At 64.6% G+C, this 18337-nt stretch carries 17 protein-coding genes; 8 read left to right on the top strand and 9 right to left on the bottom strand.

What is annotated here, in order from left to right:
- Positions 1-51: 51 nt before the first annotated feature.
- The 5 genes from aroK to pilM form a co-directional block, all read right to left on the bottom strand.
- A complete protein-coding gene (gene aroK / locus GKC70_RS22510) occupies positions 52-570 on the bottom strand; it encodes a shikimate kinase AroK (RefSeq protein WP_039582580.1) in 519 nt (172 codons plus the stop codon).
- A gap of 4 nt (positions 571-574) precedes the next feature.
- Positions 575-1801 carry a secretin N-terminal domain-containing protein gene (locus GKC70_RS22515; RefSeq protein WP_317870991.1) on the bottom strand — a complete coding sequence of 409 codons (1227 nt, stop codon included), beginning with the start codon at positions 1799-1801 and terminating at the stop codon, positions 575-577.
- Positions 1767-2705, bottom strand: coding sequence for a pilus assembly protein PilP (locus GKC70_RS22520; RefSeq protein WP_342649979.1), 939 nt, complete (start codon positions 2703-2705; stop codon positions 1767-1769). The genes GKC70_RS22515 and GKC70_RS22520 overlap by 35 nt, the downstream gene beginning before the upstream one ends.
- Positions 2706-2788: 83 nt before the next feature.
- On the bottom strand, positions 2789-3322 hold the full coding sequence (locus tag GKC70_RS22525; RefSeq protein WP_342649980.1) for a PilN domain-containing protein: 534 nt from the start codon (positions 3320-3322) through the stop codon (positions 2789-2791).
- Positions 3319-4248 carry a pilus assembly protein PilM gene (gene pilM, locus GKC70_RS22530; RefSeq protein WP_342649981.1) on the bottom strand — a complete coding sequence of 310 codons (930 nt, stop codon included), beginning with the start codon at positions 4246-4248 and terminating at the stop codon, positions 3319-3321. Before pilM ends, GKC70_RS22525 begins: the two co-directional genes overlap by 4 nt.
- 119 nt (positions 4249-4367) lie before the next feature.
- Between pilM and GKC70_RS22535 the strand changes: the two genes are divergently transcribed.
- On the top strand, positions 4368-6821 hold the full coding sequence (locus tag GKC70_RS22535; protein ID WP_342649982.1) for a penicillin-binding protein 1A: 2454 nt from the start codon (positions 4368-4370) through the stop codon (positions 6819-6821).
- 106 nt (positions 6822-6927) lie between these two features.
- Here GKC70_RS22535 and GKC70_RS22540 read toward each other — a convergent pair whose 3' ends face one another.
- Both GKC70_RS22540 and rpmE read right to left on the bottom strand, forming a co-directional pair.
- A complete protein-coding gene (locus GKC70_RS22540; protein WP_029614302.1) occupies positions 6928-8196 on the bottom strand; it encodes a malic enzyme-like NAD(P)-binding protein in 1269 nt (422 codons plus the stop codon).
- Between the two features lie 323 nt (positions 8197-8519).
- Complete coding sequence (gene rpmE / locus GKC70_RS22545) at positions 8520-8735, bottom strand: 50S ribosomal protein L31 (protein WP_029614303.1); 216 nt, start codon at positions 8733-8735, stop codon at positions 8520-8522.
- A 167-nt stretch (positions 8736-8902) separates the two neighbouring features.
- Here rpmE and GKC70_RS22550 point away from each other — a divergent pair, with 167 nt between their 5' ends.
- The 3 genes from GKC70_RS22550 (at position 8903) to GKC70_RS22560 (ending at position 13798) form a co-directional block, all read left to right on the top strand.
- Positions 8903-11122, top strand: a complete 2220-nt coding sequence (locus tag GKC70_RS22550) for a primosomal protein N' (protein WP_342649983.1) — start codon at positions 8903-8905, stop codon at positions 11120-11122.
- 239 nt (positions 11123-11361) lie between these two features.
- Positions 11362-13098, top strand: coding sequence for an arginine--tRNA ligase (gene argS / locus GKC70_RS22555; RefSeq protein ID WP_342649984.1), 1737 nt, complete (start codon positions 11362-11364; stop codon positions 13096-13098).
- Between the two features lies 1 nt (position 13099).
- Positions 13100-13798 carry an SPOR domain-containing protein gene (locus GKC70_RS22560; RefSeq protein WP_039582571.1) on the top strand — a complete coding sequence of 233 codons (699 nt, stop codon included), beginning with the start codon at positions 13100-13102 and terminating at the stop codon, positions 13796-13798.
- 51 nt (positions 13799-13849) lie between these two features.
- On the opposite strand, the gene GKC70_RS22565 is transcribed toward GKC70_RS22560, so the two are convergent.
- Positions 13850-14269 (bottom strand): TM2 domain-containing protein, encoded by a 420-nt coding sequence (locus GKC70_RS22565; RefSeq protein WP_039582570.1) that lies wholly within the window; start codon positions 14267-14269, stop codon positions 13850-13852.
- Positions 14270-14436: 167 nt separating this feature from the next.
- Here GKC70_RS22565 and GKC70_RS22570 point away from each other — a divergent pair, with 167 nt between their 5' ends.
- On the top strand, positions 14437-15069 hold the full coding sequence (locus GKC70_RS22570; protein WP_342649985.1) for a C40 family peptidase: 633 nt from the start codon (positions 14437-14439) through the stop codon (positions 15067-15069).
- A gap of 46 nt (positions 15070-15115) precedes the next feature.
- Here the strand turns inward: GKC70_RS22570 and GKC70_RS22575 are convergent, their stop codons facing one another.
- On the bottom strand, positions 15116-16117 hold the full coding sequence (locus GKC70_RS22575; RefSeq protein WP_342649986.1) for a PilT/PilU family type 4a pilus ATPase: 1002 nt from the start codon (positions 16115-16117) through the stop codon (positions 15116-15118).
- Positions 16118-16182: 65 nt separating this feature from the next.
- On the opposite strand from GKC70_RS22575, the gene GKC70_RS22580 reads away from it, so the two are divergent.
- From GKC70_RS22580 to GKC70_RS22590, 3 genes are read left to right on the top strand one after another with little or no spacing between them, the layout of a single operon-like run.
- On the top strand, positions 16183-16869 hold the full coding sequence (locus tag GKC70_RS22580) for a YggS family pyridoxal phosphate-dependent enzyme (protein WP_342649987.1): 687 nt from the start codon (positions 16183-16185) through the stop codon (positions 16867-16869).
- Between the two features lie 38 nt (positions 16870-16907).
- Positions 16908-17726 (top strand): pyrroline-5-carboxylate reductase, encoded by an 819-nt coding sequence (gene proC, locus GKC70_RS22585; RefSeq protein ID WP_342649988.1) that lies wholly within the window; start codon positions 16908-16910, stop codon positions 17724-17726.
- Positions 17727-17736: 10 nt separating this feature from the next.
- Positions 17737-18327 carry a YggT family protein gene (locus tag GKC70_RS22590; protein ID WP_342649989.1) on the top strand — a complete coding sequence of 197 codons (591 nt, stop codon included), beginning with the start codon at positions 17737-17739 and terminating at the stop codon, positions 18325-18327.
- The last annotated feature ends 10 nt before the right edge of the window (positions 18328-18337 follow it).

The following is an 18337-nucleotide window of genomic DNA, read 5'->3' on the forward strand; positions in this document are numbered from 1 at the left end:
GCGCGTACGTTCAACCTCGACCCGGCGTTGGTCGCCGAGAATAGTCCCGGCTCAGCGGGGCGGCAACTGCTGCAGGCGCTCGAGAATGTCGATCACCACCATGCGCGGTGGCCGTTCGTCGGTTTCCACCACCAGGTCGGCGATCTCGCGATAGAGCGGGTCGCGCATCTCCAGCAGCGAGCGCAGCGTGGCTTCAGGATTGGCCGTGCGCAGCAGCGGGCGATTGCGATCACGGGCGGTACGGCCCACCTGCTGCTCGACCGAGGCGTGCAGGTAGATGACCCGGCCGCCTTGGTGCAGGGCACGACGGTTGGCCTCGCGCATCACCGCGCCACCGCCTGTGGCGACCACCACGCCGTCAAGTTCGCACAACTCGGCGATCATCGCCTGCTCGCGATCGCGAAAGCCCGGCTCGCCTTCCCTGTCGAAGATCCACGGGATGTTGGCGCCGGTGCGCAGTTCGATTTCCTTGTCGGAATCCTTGAACAGCAGACGCAGCTCTTTGGCCAACAGGCGCCCGATGGTGCTCTTTCCGGCACCCATGGGCCCTACAAGTATCAAATTTCGCACAGAATCAACGACTCACAGCAATCGCCTGGTCATTCATGATACGCGGAGTCAGGAAGACCAGCAGCTCGGATTTTTTCTCTTGTAATGCATCGCGTCGAAAAAGCCGTCCAACATACGGCAGATCGCCAAGAAATGGCACCTTGTCGACCACATTGCTGTTCGACGTCGAATACACGCCACCAATCACAATGGTCTGGCCGTCGGCCACGCGCACCTTGGCGTTGACCTCGTTCTTGCGAATCGGCGGCACGTCGTTGAGGGCATTGGCGTAGTCGGGCTCGTCCTTGGTCACGCGCACCGCCATGATGACTTTGCCGTCAGGGGTGATTTGCGGGGTGACCTCCAATGAAAGCGACGCCTCGCGGAACGACACCGAGGTGGCGCCACTCTTGCTCGACTGCTGGTACGGCACCTCGGTGCCCTTGAGGATGCGTGCGGTTTCCTTGTCGGCCGTGACCACTTTGGGCTGCGAGATGATCTCGCCATTCCCGCTCTTTTCCATGGCGCTGAGCTGCAAGTCGAGCAGCGCATCGCTGCCCACCAAGCCTAGACCGATGCCGGACGTGGCAGCCGAGGCGCCGAGATCGACGAACAGTTCGCTGCCCGAGCGTCCCGGCGAACCGCCATGTTTGGCGCCCCAGCGCACGCCGAGCACCTTCTCGTAGTCGACGTTGGCCTCGACGATGCGCGCCTCGATCATCACCTGACGCACCGGCACGTCCAACTGCGCGATCAACTGCCGCAGTTCGGCCAGCCGCGCGGCGGACTGGACGGCGACGAGGGTGTTGGTGCGTGGATCCACGCTCAGCGTGGCGCGCGCATCCGCCGGGTCGTCGAGGGCCAGGCTGGCCAGCAACAGCGGTGCCAGCGCGGACGCATCGGCATGGTGAACCGGCAGCAGCGCGCGCTGCAGCGGCTGCGACCGCGCCTCCAGCAGGCGGTCAGCCTGCGTCTCGCGCGTTTGCTCGGCAAGCTCGGCGGCAGGGGCGATCAGCAGTACATTACCCTGCTCGCGCCTGGCCAATCCGCGACTGCGCAGCACCAGGTCCAGCGCCTGGTCCCAGGGTACGTCCTGCAAGCGCAGCGTAACGTTGCCCTGGACCGTGTCGCTGGCCACCAGATTGACGCCTGCATAGTCGGCCAGCACCTGCAGCACCGCTCGCACTTCCACATCCTGGAAGTTCAGCGACAGCGGCTCACCTTTGTAGGCCGTCGTCGCCAGTGCCTGCATGGACGCCAAGAGCGCCCACAGGCCGATCACCGCGTTTTTTCCAATCATCCGTGCTCCCTGCACTGCTGCCACGGCTCAACGTCAGATAGCTGGAGCGCTCCTGCCATGCTGCATCGTTGAACAACCGCTCCCTGATTTCGACCTGATCCGGATCGACCTTGATCACCTCGCCCTCTTCACGTCCCAGGTGATCCCCCTCAGCCACCCGATACACCCGCCCGGCCCAGCGCACCAAGGCGTGCGTGCTACCCGCGCGCGACAGGCTGCCGACCATCTCCAACTGCTCCAGCGGCACCCCGAGCAAGCCTTCTTGCGCCCTGCGTCGTGTAGACCATGGGGCGAACGGGTCGAGTAGCGGCGCGGTGATGCGCTGCCGTGCCGGCTCATCCGCAAGCGAGGCCGGCGCCGGCAACTCCTCGCCGGCCTCCAACGCGTGCACTTGCAGGTGCAGATGCAGCAGCCCGGGCCGTCCTGTTGCAGGCTCCAGTTGCGCACGCACCACTTGCAGCAACCGCACCTGCTGCAGCCATTCGTCAAGCCAGGCGCGCAACCCGGCATAGCTGCCGCTGACCTGCATCTGCAGCGGAATCTGGCGGTACCCGACAGCCTGGACCTCTTGCCCGATATCGAGTTGCTCGAACAGCAGGCCGTAGGAGCGCCCCGTCAGCGCTAGTTGATCGAGCAAGTCGCTCATGCTCGCCCCACCCGACAAGCGCCAGCGCGCCTCCTGCAGTGTGTGCTGCTCCTCGATCAACGCCGCTTCGGCCGGGACCAGCCCCTCTGCCAGCGACTGTCGCGCTTGCAGGGCCTGTATCTGCCGCGCTTCGAGCAACGAGCCCTGGCGATAAGCGGCGCGCGTGTCATGAACACGCAGCCAGTAGCCGCCGGCCAGCACCAACAGCACCCCAAGCACCATAGTGGCAGTGCGGGAGGCTGGCGAACGCGCAGCACCGTCCTGCCAGCGTGAGAGCACTGACCAGCGCATGATCAAGATGGCGAAACGCGAGCGATCAACAGGAATGCGTCCCCTGCAGCGCGCCCAACGACTTGCTTGAGCTCAAGGTCGTGAACGACCGGTGATCGCTGCAAGTCGCGCATGAACTGAGCCAGCACGGCTGAAGACAGCGCCAGGCCGTTGACCTGCAGGCGCCCGTCTTGAAGATCGAGACGGGTCAATTGCATGCCTTGGGACATCGCCGCCTCCACCTCAGCGAGCAACTGCGGCACCTGGGCCTGCCCCGCGCGCAGCCCAGCGAGCGCCTGGACCTGCCCGCGCATATCCTCGCGCGCGGCATGCAGGCGCTGCACCTGTTGCACCCGCTCGTCCAGTGCCTGGAGTTCGGCTTGGCGCAGCACACCGGCTTGCGCCTGCCGTTCGAGGCGCTGATGAGCCAGGCGGTCCACCAGCATCACCGCCACGAAGGCCGTGAACAGACTGCCCAGGAACACACACCGGAACCTTTGCAGCGCGGCCAAGCGCTGGCGTTCGCGCCAGGGCAGCAGATTCAGGCGCAGGCTCATGCGTCCACTCCCAACGCCAGTGCCAGGGGCAGGGCCATCGCGCCGTGGTCCGCAGCAGGCATATCCTTGCGCACGTAGGCGGAGCAGATCGGTTGGCAAACGCGACCTAGATGCTGCTCCAGCACCTGCAGCCAGTTCGATGTTGCCGCCGCACCACCGACCATCAATCCTGCGGCGCTTTTTCCAAGCGCAGCGCTCGCGAGCAGGTCCTCGATCCGCTGCAGGTAGGCTGCCTGCGTACAGCCACTGTCGAAGCGCTGCTCTACACGCACGCCCAGCGGGTCATCACCCCAGGTATGCAATGTCAGCCCGTCCGCCTCCAGCAGCAGCAAAGGCTGGCGATCCGCGCCCGGCTGCAACCGAGCCAGCGCGACGCTATCCACTTCCACGGCGACGACCTCAAGCCCCGCATCCTCGAACGGCAGCAGCAGCGTTTCGACAAGGCTCTGGCGCGCCGCCCCGATCAGCACGTCGAGCGACTGGGAAGCCTGGGCCGTCGGGCCAAGCACCTGGAAGTCCATGGCCAGATCATCCAAAGGAAATGGGAACAGATGCTCGGCATCGGCCAGCAGCCGCGCCTCGCGTTCAGCCTCAGGGACGGCCGACGGCAACTGCACCACCTTGCAGATCACCTGAGACCCCGGCATGGCCAGGGCGACCCTCCTGGCCCGGCCGCAACGGCGAGCAGCCTCGCGCAGTGCCTGCGATAGCGACTCGCCATCAGCGTCCAACCGAGTTACAGGTGCCACCACCTGGTGAACCCAGGCACTCACCCTGCGTCGCCCTCGGGCGCCGCTCAACTGCAGCATTCGCACCGAATCGGACGTAATTTGCACACCCAACACTGAACCGCCATCCCTGCCAAAGCGTCCAAGCATCGCTATTCCCTTTTTGATGACCGGCATCACATTGCCGGTCGAACCCATCGTCGCCTGCCCCGCCCGGTCGATGACCCGGAAGGGCGAAATGCTTATAATGCCCAGCGTTTTTGCCCGTCCGCCGGGCCTGCGTGCACTCCATTTATCAACCTGGACACCCCAAAGCCTTGATTCGCCTGCTGAAGTTCTTCTGGTGGTCTTTCGTCGCCGTCATCTGCGCGCTCGTACTCGGTCTGAGCGGGGCGTTTCTGTATCTTAGTCCCAGCCTGCCGTCGGTCGACTCGCTCAGAAGCATCCAGTTGCAGATACCGCTGAGGGTGTACAGCAGCGACGGCAAGCTGATTGCCGAGTTTGGCGAGATGCGGCGCTCTCCCATTCGATTCGCGGAAATTCCCCCGCAGTTCATCCAGGCACTTCTGTCAGCTGAAGACGACAATTTCCTCAACCATTACGGCGTCGATCCAAGCAGCCTGATGCGCGCTGCGACCCAACTGGTGAAGTCCGGTCATATTCAGACTGGCGGCAGCACCATCACCATGCAGGTGGCCAAGAATTTCTTCCTCACCAGTGAACGCAGCTTCTCGCGCAAGACCAACGAAATCCTCCTGGCCCTGCAGATCGAACGCGAGCTGACCAAGGACGAAATCCTCGAGCTGTACGTGAACAAGATCTACTTGGGCAATCGTGCCTATGGCATCGATGCGGCAGCGCAGGTGTATTACGGCAAGTCGATCCGTGACGTCAGCCTGGCGCAAATGGCGATGATCGCCGGCCTGCCCAAGGCGCCGTCGCGTTTCAACCCGCTGGCCAACCCGGTACGCGCCAAAGAGCGCCGTGACTGGATCCTGGGGCGCATGTACAAGCTCGGCAAGATCGACCAGGCGAGCTATCAGGCCGCGCTCGCCGAGCCGCTGAACGCCAGCTATCACGTGCCGGCGCCGGAAGTGAATGCGCCGTTCGTCGCCGAAATGGCGCGGGCCGAAATGGTTGGCCGCTACGGCAGCGAGGCCTACACCGAAGGCTATCGCGTCACCACCACGGTCCCCAGCGATACCCAGGAGATCGCCAACAAGGCGGTGCTCAATGGCCTGACCGCCTACGACGAGCGCCACGGCTACCGTGGCCCCGAAGCGCGCTATCCGGGCAAGACGCGCAACGCCTGGCAGCAGGACCTGACCAAACAGCGCACCCTCGGCGGGCTGGAACCGGCCATCGTCACCCAGGTCGACAAGACTGGGCTGAAGGTACTGACCCGTGCCGGACAGGAAGAAGACGTGGCCTGGGACACCATGAAGTGGGCCCGGCCGTTCATCAACAGCAACGCCCAGGGCCGCTCGCCGCAGTCGCCGGCAGACGTGGCGCAGGTCGGCGATCTGATCCGTGTGCAGCGCCTGGACAACGGCACGCTCAAGTTCAGCCAGGTGCCGGCGGCGCAGAGCGCGCTGGTGACACTGAACCCGACCGACGGCGCGATTCAAGCGCTGGTCGGCGGCTTCTCGTTCGAGCAGAGCAACTACAACCGCGCCATGCAGGCCAAGCGCCAGCCGGGTTCGAGCTTCAAGCCGTTCGTCTACAGCGCTGCGCTGGACAACGGCTACACCGCCGCCAGCCTGGTGAACGACGCACCAATCGTGTTCGTCGACGAGTCCATCGACAAGGTCTGGCGTCCGAAAAACGACACCAATACCTTCCTCGGCCCGATCCGCATGCGCGAGGCGCTGTACAAGTCGCGCAACCTGGTGTCGATCCGCCTGCTGCAAGCCATGGGCGTCGATCGCACCATCGACTACATCGCCAAGTTCGGTTTCAACAAGCAGGACCTGCCGCGCAACCTGTCGCTGGCCTTGGGCACCGCGACGCTCACGCCGATGGAGATCGCCACCGGCTGGAGCACCTTCGCCAACGGCGGCTACAAGATCAACCCGTACCTGATCGAGCGCATCGAGAGCCGTAGCGGCGAGACCCTGTTCACCGCCAATCCGGCGCGGGTACCGCAAGGCCAGCAGGATCAGGCCGGCATCGCTGCACCGGAAGCGCCGATCACCACCCTCGCGCAGCCGGGTACTGCGCCGTCGGCGCTGGGCCAGATCGCCCCGCCGCCACTGACGCCGGTGGTGGCCGAGCGGATCATCGACGGTCGTACCACCTATATCCTCACCAGCATGCTGCAGGATGTGATCAAGCGCGGCACTGGCCGACGCGCCTTGGCCCTGGGCCGCAGCGACCTGGCGGGCAAGACCGGTACCACCAACGAATCCAAGGATGCCTGGTTCTCCGGTTACAACGCCGACTACATGACCACCGTCTGGGTCGGCTTCGATCAGCCGGAGACCTTGGGTCGTCGCGAGTATGGGGGCACCGTCGCGCTGCCGATCTGGATGGACTTCATGGGCCCGGCGCTCAAGGGCAAGCCCGAGCATCCGCCAGCCGAGCCCGAGGGCATTCTCAGCCTGCGGGTCGATCCGGTGAGCGGCCGTGCGGCCACGCCTAGCACGCCGAATGCCTACTTCGAGCTGTTCAAGGCTGAAGACTCGCCACCTTCCGGTGACGAACTGGGCAATGGCGTAGCACCGGGCAGCCCGCTTCCGGCCGATGAAGCGGCGCCGATGGACCTGTTCTAAGCGCCGCTCATCTTCTGTCGAGGCGGCGCAGCGCCGCTTCTGCAGGACGCCCACAAAAAAGCCCCGACGCTCACGCGCCGGGGCTTTTCAATGACGCGGCGGCCGATCAGCCGTTGAACACGTCATCCACGCTCTTGAGCGGGTAGTGCTTCGGATACGGCAGGGTGGCCACACCCGACTCGATGGCTGCCTTGGCCACCGCGTCGGAAACGACGGTGATCAAGCGCGCATCCAGCGGCTTCGGAATGATGTACTCACGGCCGAACTCCAGACCCTCGACGCCGTAGGCTTCGCACACTTCCTTCGGCACAGGCAGCTTGGCCAGATCCTTCAGGGCGACGGCGGCAGCGATCTTCATCTCTTCGTTGATGCGCTTGGCGCGGACGTCCAGGGCACCACGGAAGATGAACGGGAAGCCCAGCACGTTGTTGACCTGGTTCGGGTAGTCAGAACGACCGGTGGCCATGATCACGTCATTGCGGGTGGCGTGCGCCAGCTCAGGGGCGATTTCCGGATCCGGATTCGAGCAGGCGAACACGATCGGGTTGGCCGCCATTGACTTCAGGCCTTCGGCGCTCAGCAGGTTCGGGCCGGACAGACCCACGAACACGTCAGCGCCGTCCAGGGCATCGGCCAGGGTGCGTTTGTCGGTGGCGTGGGCGAACTGGGCCTTGTACTGGTTCAGGTCGTCGCGACCGGCATGGATCACGCCGTTGCGGTCGATCATGAAGATGTTCTCGACCTTGGCACCCATGCTGACCAGCAGCTTCATGCAGGAGATGGCCGCAGCGCCGGCGCCCAGGCAGACGATCTTCGCGTCTTCCAGGGTTTTACCTGCGATTTCCAGGGCGTTGATCATGCCCGCAGCGGTCACGATGGCGGTGCCATGCTGGTCGTCGTGGAAGACCGGAATGTCGCACTGCTCGATCAGCGTGCGCTCGATCTCGAAGCACTCAGGCGCCTTGATGTCTTCGAGATTGATGCCGCCGAAGGTGATGGAGATACGGCGAACGGTGTCGATGAAGGCCTGTGGGCTTTCCGATTCAACTTCGATGTCGAACACGTCGATGCCCGCGAAACGCTTGAACAGAACGCCCTTGCCTTCCATGACCGGCTTGGAGGCCAGCGGGCCAAGGTCGCCCAGGCCCAGGATGGCGGTGCCGTCGGAAATCACCGCGACCAGGTTGCCCTTGCCGGTGTATTTGTAGGCCAGCTCTGGATCACGGCCAATTTCGCGGACCGGCTCGGCAACGCCTGGGCTGTAGGCCAGGGCGAGGTCGCGGGCGGTGGCGGTTGGCTTGGAAAGCTCCACGCTCAGTTTCCCCGGGCGAGGTTGAGCGTGGTATTCGAGAGCGGCGGTTTTCAAATCTGACATGGTGGGCATTCCGCTTGTTTACTGTTCTGACGGACCGCCGAGGATACGCAAAGAGTCCGGGAGCGACAAGACTGCCCGGTCACACCTGTCAAGGCCGGTGGCCTACGACTTTACGCTACACCTGACGGGGCTGGCGAAATCAAGTGTGTACAATCCATGCACATAGTGTCTACAACTATTTTCTGCGACTACCTTCTCTCCATGCTCGCACACCCTGCACCTCATCCCCGCCGTACCTGCCAAACGGCGGATACAAAAAGGCGCCCACAAGGGGCGCCTTCTTTTGCAGCATCGCGAAGCCAGAGGCCTCGCCAGATGCATGTTTACTTCTTGGTACCGAACATACCAAAGCGGTCGGCGAACTTCTGTACGCGACCACCGGTGTCCAGGACTTTCTGCTTGCCAGTGTAGAACGGGTGGCACTGGGAGCAGACGTCGATCGCCAGCGGCTTGGCCAGGGTCGAACGGGTTTCGAATTTGCTGCCGCAGCTGCAGGTGACTGCAACTACTTCGTAGTTCGGATGAATATCGGCTTTCATGGTCACTTCCTCGAGCTGCGTGCCGCCACCCAACACCTATTGTTGAATACCGCACGTAATTAGGCGGCAAATAATACCAGAGCCCGGAGGCAGCGCAAGTGGTCGCTTGCACCGGCTGTCGTCTGCTAGGCTCGCCGACTCATACCCTTCCCACGAAGACCTCCCGCGTGCCCGACGTCATCCTGCGCCTTGCCCTGCCCTCGCCCTTGCGTCGCCTGTTCGACTATCGGGCGCCGGCCGCCATGGTCCGCCAGCCCCTGACCCCGGGCATGCGCGTCCGCGTGCCGTTCGGACGCCGCGAGATGATTGGCGTGCTGGTGGAAGTCTGCGCCCAGAGCGAAGTGCCCGCCGACAAGCTCAAGCCGGCCAGCGAGCTGCTCGATCCGGTGTCGCCGCTGCCGCCTGAGCTGTTCAAGCTGTGCCTGTGGACCGCCCACTATTATCAGCACAGTCTGGGCGACACCCTCAGTTGGGCACTGCCGGTGCTGCTGCGCCAGGGCGAGGCGGCCGAAGCCCGGCAGGAGCGCTTTTGGCATGTCGCGCCGGGCGCGCGACTCGACGACCCGCGCATCGCCCGCGCCCCGCGCCAGAAAGAGGCCTTGCAGACCCTCGCCCAGCATCCCCATGGCGTGGCCCACAGCCTGCTGAGCAAGCTGGCACTGAACAAGGACAGCCTCGACCTGCTGCTGGCCAAGGAGTTGGTGCAGGTCGAGGTGCGCCGCCATCTGCCGCCGCCGCGCCACGAGCATTGGCTGGCGCAGCCGGAGCTGCCACTCAACGATGAACAGCGGGCGGCGTTCGAAGCCGTGCGTTCGGGCTTTGGCAGCTACCATGCCTTCCTGCTCGCCGGGGTCACCGGCAGTGGCAAGACCGAGGTCTACCTGCAACTGATCCGCGAAACCCTGGAGGCCGGCAAACAGGCCTTGATCCTGATTCCCGAGATCAACCTCGGCCCACAGACCCTGGCGCGCTTCGAGCAGCGCTTCAACGCGCGCATCGCGCTGCTGCACTCGGCGGTCAACGATCGCGAGCGCCTGGACGCCTGGCTGGCGGCCCGCGATGGCGAGGCGGACATCATCATCGGCACCCGCTCGGCGCTGTTCACGCCCATGAAGCGACCCGGCCTGATCATCATCGACGAAGAGCACGACGGCTCCTACAAACAGCAGGAAGGCCTGCGCTATCACGCCCGCGACCTGGCAGTGGTGCGCGCGCACCAGGACAACATTCCCATTCTGCTGGGCTCGGCCACGCCCTCGCTGGAAAGCTTGCACAACGCCCACACCGGCCGCTACGGTCTGTTGCGTATGAACCAGCGCGCCGGCGGTGCCAAGCCGCCGCGCTTCATGCGTCTGGATGTGCGCAGCCTGCCGTTGGATAGCGGCATCAGCGGGCCCTTGCAACAGGCCATCGGCCAGACCCTGGCGGCCGGCCAGCAGGTGCTGGTGTTCCTCAACCGCCGCGGCTTCGCCCCTACCTTGCTGTGCCACGACTGCGGCTGGCTGTCGGAGTGCCCGCGCTGCGATGCGCGCATGACCGTGCATCAGCGCTCCGGCGTGCTGCGCTGTCATCACTGCGGCTACGACGAGCGTCTGCCGCTGCAATGCCCCCAGTGCGCGCATGTCGACCTGCGGCCAGTCGGCGCCGGCACCGAGCGTGCCGAAGAGCGCCTGAAAACGCTGTTCCCCGACTACCCGGTGCTGCGCGTGGACCGCGACAGCACCTCGCGCAAGGACGCCATGCAGCAGTTGTTCAGCACCATCCAGCGCGGCCAGCCGAGCATCCTGGTCGGCACCCAGATGCTCGCCAAAGGCCACCATTTCCCCCGGGTGACGCTGGTGGCGATTCTCGATGCCGACGGTGGTCTGTTCTCCGGCGACTTCCGCGCCAGCGAACGCATGGCGCAGTTGATCGTGCAGGTGGCTGGCCGCGCCGGTCGCGCCGAGGAACCGGGAAAGGTGATCGTGCAGACCCATCTGGCCGAGCACCCGCTATTGGTACAGCTCACCGAGCAAGGCTATTTCGCCTTCGCCGAACAGGCCTTGAGCGAACGCCGTGCCGCCGGCCTGCCGCCGTTTTCGCACTTGGCGCTGCTGCGCGCCGAAGCGCATAAGCCGGGCCAGGCCGAAGCCTTCCTCGACGAAGCCTGCGCCGCCGCCGAACGCCTGCAGAGCGAGATGGCGCTGCCAGGCATCGAGCTGCTGGGCCCGGTGCCCGCCCCCATGGAGCGCCGCGCTGGCCGCTTCCGCGCCCAGTTGCTGATCCAGGCCAGCGCCCGCGCCCCACTGCACCGGCTGATCGCCGCCTGGCTGCTGGAGGTCGAGCAACTGCCCTCGGGCCGCCAAGTACGCTGGTCGCTCGACGTCGACCCCGTCGACCTTTATTGAGCTGCAAGCTGCAAGCTGCAAGCTGCAAGCTGCAAGCTGCAAGCTGCAAGCTGCAAGCTGCAAGCGACAGGTTCGGGCCCGCGCAGTCACCGCACAACCGCTTGCCGCTTGCAGCTTGCCACTTGCAGCTCATCACCTGCCGCTGTGCTTGAGCCTTAAGGCTCAAGCACGGATAATGTCCAGTTTTTCCACCTGCGCATCGAAGCGCTCGCCGCGTTTGCGGTCGAAACGAGAACCCGATGAAAGACACCATTCGCCAGCTGATCCAGCAAGCTCTCGCCCAACTCGTCACCGACGGTGTGCTGCCTGAAGGGTTGTCGCCATCGATTCAGGTGGAGAACGCCCGCGACAAGACCCATGGCGACTTCGCCAGCAACATCGCCATGATGCTGGCCAAGCCTGCGGGCATGAAGCCTCGCGACCTCGCCGACAAGCTGATCGCGGCGCTGCCGGCCAGCGCCGACATCAGCAAGGTCGAGATCGCCGGTCCCGGGTTCCTCAACTTCTTCCAGAACACCGACGCCCTGGCCCAGCGCCTGGACGCGGCGCTGGCCGACGACCATCTGGGCGTACGCAAAGCCGGCACCGCCGAGAAGTCGGTCGTCGACCTGTCGGCGCCCAACCTGGCCAAAGAGATGCACGTCGGCCACCTGCGCTCGACCATCATCGGTGACAGCGTCGCCCGCGTGCTTGAGTTCCTCGGCGACACGGTGATCCGCCAGAACCACGTGGGCGACTGGGGCACCCAGTTCGGCATGCTGCTGGCCTACCTGCAGGAAAACCCGATCACCAGCGAAGCGCTGTCGGACCTGGAAAACTTCTACCGCGCCGCGAAGAAACGCTTCGACGAGTCCGAGGAATTCGCCACCCGCGCCCGGGGCCTGGTGGTCAAGCTGCAGGCCGGCGATCCTGAGTGCCTGGCGCTGTGGACGCGCTTCAAGGACATCTCGCTGTCGCACTGCCAGAAAACCTACGAGCTGCTCAACGTCAAACTGACCATGGCCGACGTGATGGGCGAAAGTGCCTACAACGACGACCTGGCAGCGGTCGTGGCCGACCTCAAGGCCTCGGGCCTGCTGGTCGAGAGCCAGGGCGCCCAGTGCGTGTTCCTCGAAGAGTTCAAGAACACCGAAGGCGAGCCGCTGCCGGTGATCGTGCAGAAGGCCGATGGCGGTTACCTCTACGCCACCACCGACCTGGCGGCGGTACGCTACCGCAGCAACGTGCTGCACGCCGATCGCGCGCTGTACTTCGTCGACCAACGCCAGGCGCTGCACTTCAACCAAGTGTTCGAGGTCGCCCGCCGCGCCGGCTTCGTCGGCCACCCGATGAAAATGGAGCACATGGGCTTCGGCACCATGAACGGCGCCGATGGCCGTCCGTTCAAGACCCGCGACGGCGGCACCGTGAAGCTGATCGACCTGCTGAGCGAAGCCAAGGACCGCGCCTACGCCTTGGTCAAGGAAAAGAACCCGAGCCTGCCCGAAGACGAACTGCGGCGCATCGCCGAAGTGGTCGGCATCGGCGCAGTGAAGTACGCGGACCTGTCCAAGCACCGCACCAGCGACTACAGCTTCAACTTCGAACTGATGCTCAATTTCGAAGGCAATACCGCGCCTTACCTGCTGTACGCCTACACCCGCGTGGCCGGCGTGTTCCGCAAGCTGGGCAAGGGCTTCGAGCAGGTCGAAGGCGACATCGTGCTGCAGGCGGCTCACGAGCAGGACCTGGCCGCGCGCCTGGCGCAATTCGGCGAAGTGCTCAACAACGTCGCCGACAAAGGCACGCCACATGTGCTGTGCAGCTACCTCTACGACCTGGCGGGTCTGTTCTCCAGTTTCTACGAGAACTGCCCGATCCTCGCCGCCGACACCGCCGAGCAGCAACAAAGCCGCTTGCGGCTTGCGGCGCTGACCGGCCGTACCCTCAAACAGGGCCTGGAACTGCTTGGCCTGGAAACCCTGGAGCGCATGTAAGTTGGCTGCCAAGAAGAAACCTGCGCCCAAGCGCGGCGCCAGTCGCCATCAGCCACCTGCGAAACAGCCGATTCCGGGCTGGGTGTGGCTGGCGATCGGCCTCACCGTGGGCGCGTTCGTGGTGTTCCTGATGAAGCTCGAGCCGGGCGGCGACGACATCAAGCGTGCCAAGCCTGAACAGCAGAAGCCGGCCAAGGTCGCCGAAGCGGCCAAGGGCACCACCCCCACCACGCCTCAGCCGATCAAGCCGAAGTACGATTTCTACACCCTGCTGCCGGAATCGGAAGTGATCGTGCCGCCTGAAGCGGTGCCGGAGAAGACGCCCCCAGTGCCGGCGCAGCCGACCACACCGGTCACCCCGGCAGAAGCGGCGAAGATCGACACCGCCCGGGCCCAGGCCGCGCTGCTGGGTCAGACGCCGCCACCCGCACCACCGGTGATCAAGCCGGCAGCGACCACCCTGTACTTCCTGCAGGCGGGCTCGTTCCGCAAGGAGGCCGACGCCGACAAGGTACGGGCGCAGATCATCCTGCTGGGGCAGGTGGTGAAAGTGGAGTCCGGTACGGTGAAAGACGAGACCTGGTACCGGGTACTGGTCGGACCGTTCAGCAACCGCGAACAGCTGACCGTTGCACAGAAACAATTGGCCGGCGCCGGCTTCAGCAACCTGCTGTTGCAGCAGCGCCAGACACGCCAGTAAAGAAAAGGCCTTGCCGCACTGCGACAAGGCCTTTTTTCTGAAGCGCGCCTGTCAGGGACGTTCGCGGTTGACCGTGGATATCTGGGTGTTCAGCGTCCAGAAGTCATACAGCACACCGACTAGGAACAGGCCCCCGGTGAAGAAGTAGATGATCGCGCTGATCCATTTGCCCTGGTACAGCCGGTGGATACCGAAGATGCCCAGGAAGGTCAGCAGCACCCAGGCCACCGTGTAGTTCACCCGGCCCGACTGGAAGCGCATGTCGGCTTCGCGGTCCATCGACGGAATCAGGAACAGGTCTATCAGCCAACCGATGCCCAGCAGACCGAGGGTCAGGAACCAGATCGTGCCGGTGATGGGCTTGCCGTAATAGAAGCGGTGCGAGCCGGTGAAGCCGAAAATCCACAGCAGATAGCCAATCACCTTGCTATGCGTGTCGTGCAGCGGCGCACCCTGTTGATACGTATTCATGCATTGTCCTCGTGGGATAGCCGAAAATTTTCTAAGAAAAAATGTGACTTTTCCGTTTTGCGCCGACGTATGGTAATCGCCCACACGACCAACGGATCAGTTTTTGATCGAAAAGCTGTTATAAAGTTGCGCGCCAATCTCCATAACCGTTCATAAGAGCTTCATCTATGCCGCCCTTCTTCAAGACATGGCTGACCCTCTGCCTTTTATTGCCCCTGGCCGCCCACGCCACCAATCGTGAGCAACGACTTCCCAACGGCTTCAGCGGCTATACCACCAATGCCGATGCGACCATCAAACGTTCCCCCGCCAAGCACGTCAATCTGCGTGCACGGCCAGGCAATGCGGCCAAGAACCCCACACTGAAAGCGGCCGCTGCCACGCCCAAGCAAAGCAGCCAAGTGCTCAGCCGCGCCGTCAATGCGCTCGGCACGCCCTACCGCTGGGGCGGCAGCACACCCGGCAAAGGGTTCGATTGCAGCGGCCTGGTCAAATATGCCTTCAACGACGTCGCCGACCTGGATCTGCCGCGTAGCTCCAATGCCATGGCCCAGGGCCACGGCGTGAAAGTGGCGCGCAAGGACCTCAAGCCTGGCGACCTGATCTTCTTCAACATCAAGAGCCGTCGCGTCAATCACGTGGCCATCTACCTGGGCAACGAGCGCTTCATCCACGCACCGCGCACCGGCAAGCGGGTGAGCATCGACAGCCTGGACAAGCCCTACTGGCAGAAGCACTACGTCGTCGCCAAACGCGTGCTGCCCAAAGAGCAGCAGGCCTTGAGACTGGCCAAGCGTTAATCCCCCTTCGGCCCGGCGCGGGCACTCCGCGCCGAGATCGCCCCTCCTACTCCAGGTTGTCGATCAGCCCCCGCGCCCTCAACCTGTCCAGCGCCGCCTCCATCGTCACCATGCCCTGTGCCGCACCGGTCTGCATGGCCGACGGCAATTGCGCCACGCGCCCTTCGCGGATCAAATTGCGGACCGCCGCGGTGGCCACCAGGACCTCGCGCGCCGCCACCCGACCGCCGCCCACACGCCGCACCAACGCCTGCGCCACCACCAATTGCAGTGATTCGGCGAGCATGACGCGGATCAGCGACTTCTCTTCGGCGGCGAACACCTCCACCAGCCGATCGATGCTGCTGGCAGCGCTGCGCGTGTGCACGGTGGCCAGTACCAGGTGACCGGTCTGCGCTGCGCGCAAGGCCAGGCGGATGCTGTCCAGGTCGCGCAGTTCGCCGATCATGATCACATCCGGATCCTGACGCAGTGCGCTGCGCAGGCCTTGGGCGAAGTCTCGGCTGTGGCGGCCGATCTCGCGCTGGTTGATCAACGCCCGGCCACGGCCGTGTACGAACTCAACCGGGTCTTCCAGGGTCAGGATATGGCCTGCGCGGTCGCATCCCAGTTGCGCGACCAGCGCGGCGAGCGTGCTGGACTTGCCACTGCCGGTCGCCCCACCCACCAGCACCAGGCCATCGCGGCAGCGGGCAAGCGCCTGATACACCCCAGTCAATTCCAACGCCTCGACCGTCGGCGCCTGCTGCCCGATCAGCCGCAGGCTGGCGGCCAGGCCGTGATACTGCCTGAACAGGCTCAGGCGAACGCGTCCAAGCCCAGGCGGCTCCACGGCCAGGTCCACCTCGTCGCCCGTCCGCCAGCGCTGGCGCTGATCCGCATCGAGCCAGGGCGCAAGCCCCTGTTCCAGCGTGTCGCTGCACAACGTCGGCAACGCCACGCGCTGCAATACGCCATCCAGGCGCCACGCCGGCAATTCGCCCGCCGCCAAGTGCAGGTCCGAGGCCCCCGCCTTCACGGCGCGGGCCAGCAGGTCGGTCACGTCCATGAGACTCCCCAAAGGCCATCAAGCAGGTAGAATGCCGCACACCACTGAGCTGCCGGCATCGATCCATGTCCACCCTAGCAGACAACCTTCACGCCATTCGTACCCGCATCGACGGCGCGGCCAAGGCCAGCCACCGCGACCCGGCCAGCGTGCAGTTGCTGGCCGTGAGCAAGACCAAGCCCGCCAGCGCCATCGCCGAACTTCACCGGGCGGGCGTGCGCGATTTCGGCGAGAACTATCTTCAGGAAGCGCTGACCAAACAGACGGAATTGTCCGACCTGCCCTTGATCTGGCATTTCATCGGCCCCATCCAGTCGAACAAGACCAAGGCCATTGCCGAACATTTCGACTGGGTACATAGCGTGGACCGCCTGAAGATCGCCCAACGCCTGAGCGAGCAGCGCCCGACCGGCCTGTCACCACTGAATATCTGCCTGCAGGTGAATGTCAGTGGCGAGGACAGCAAGTCTGGCTGCACGCCAGAGCAGCTTCCCGCACTGGCCCAGGCCGTGGCCGCGTTGCCCAACCTGCGCTTGCGCGGGCTGATGGCGATCCCTGAACCCACCGACGACCCTGCCGCCCAGCACGCTGCGTTCGCCCGGCTGCGCCAGTTGCAGGAGGCCCTCGGCCTTGGCCTGGACAGTCTGTCCATGGGCATGAGCCATGACTTGGAAGCGGCCATCGCCCAAGGTGCGACCTGGGTGCGTATCGGCACCGCACTGTTCGGCGCGCGCGACTACGGGCACGCCTGAATCCATGCTTTACTCACTCTTTCCTTCAAGGACCTGACATGAGCAAGACGCGTATCGCCTTCATCGGCGCGGGCAACATGGCGGCCAGCCTGATCGGCGGCCTGCGGGCCCAGGGCCTGGACGCTTCGCAGATCCGCGCCAGCGATCCTGGCGCCGACACCCGCACCCGGATCCAGGCCGAACACGGCATCGCGACCTTCGAGAGCAACGCCCAGGCCATCGATGGCGCCGACGTGATCGTACTGGCAGTCAAGCCACAGGTCATGAAGAGCGTGTGCGAAACCCTCAAACCTGAGCTGAAGGCCGGGCAATTGGTCGTCTCGATCGCCGCCGGTATCACCTGCGATAGCCTTCAGAACTGGCTGGGCCAGGTCCCGGTGGTGCGCTGCATGCCCAATACCCCGTCCCTGCTGCGCCAGGGCGCCAGCGGCCTGTACGCCACCGCACAGGTGTCGGTCGGCCAGCGCGAGCAGGCCGAACAGTTGCTCCGCGCCGTGGGCACCGCCCTGTGGCTGGAGCAGGAGCAGCAACTGGATGCGGTCACCGCCGTCTCCGGCAGCGGCCCGGCCTATTTCTTCCTGTTGATCGAAGCCATGACCGCTGCCGGCGAGAAGCTCGGCCTGCCGCGCGACATCGCCTCGCAGCTGACCCTGCAGACCGCACTGGGCGCCGCGCACATGGCCGTTTCCAGCGACGTCGACGCCGCCGAACTGCGTCGCCGCGTCACCTCGCCAGCCGGGACCACCGAAGCGGCGATCAAATCGTTCCAGGCCAACGGCTTCGAGGCTGTGGTCGAGCAGGCGCTGCAAGCGGCCGCCACACGCTCGGCCGAGCTGGCCGAACAATTGGGCAAATGAGGAGTTGTCGATGAATGCACTGTCCGGCGCCGCGATCTTCGTGGTGCAAACCCTGGTCAGCCTGTACCTGGTGATCGTCCTGCTGCGCTTCGTGCTGCAACTGGTCAAGGCCAATTTCTACAACCCGCTGAGCCAGTTCACGGTGCGCGCCACCCAGCCGCTGCTCAAGCCGATTCGCCGTATCGTGCCGAGCATCGCCGGGCTGGATACCTCGTCGCTGCTGTTGGCGATCGTGATTCAGGCGCTGCTGATGGCCTTCGTGCTGATGCTCACCTACGGCACCATCGGCGACCTGCCGCACCTGCTGATCTGGGCCATCCTGGGGATCACCTCGCTGTTCCTGAAGATCTTCTGGGTGGCGATGATCGTCATGGTGATCGTGTCCTGGATCGCGCCCAACAGCCACAACCCCGCCGCCGAACTGGCCTACCAGATCAGCGAGCCGGTGCTGGCGCCGTTCCGCCGCCTGGTGCCCAACCTCGGTGGTCTGGATATCTCGCCGATCTTCGCCTTCATCGCTATCCAGGTGGTGCAGTCGTTCCTGATGCCGCAACTGGCCACCTACGCCGGCATGCCGGATGTGCTGTGGCGCCTGATCTGATCCAGCCCGG

Origin of the sequence: Pseudomonas sp. REB1044, assembly GCF_038813925.1 — a bacterium.
GTDB lineage: Bacteria > Pseudomonadota > Gammaproteobacteria > Pseudomonadales > Pseudomonadaceae > Aquipseudomonas > Aquipseudomonas boreofloridensis.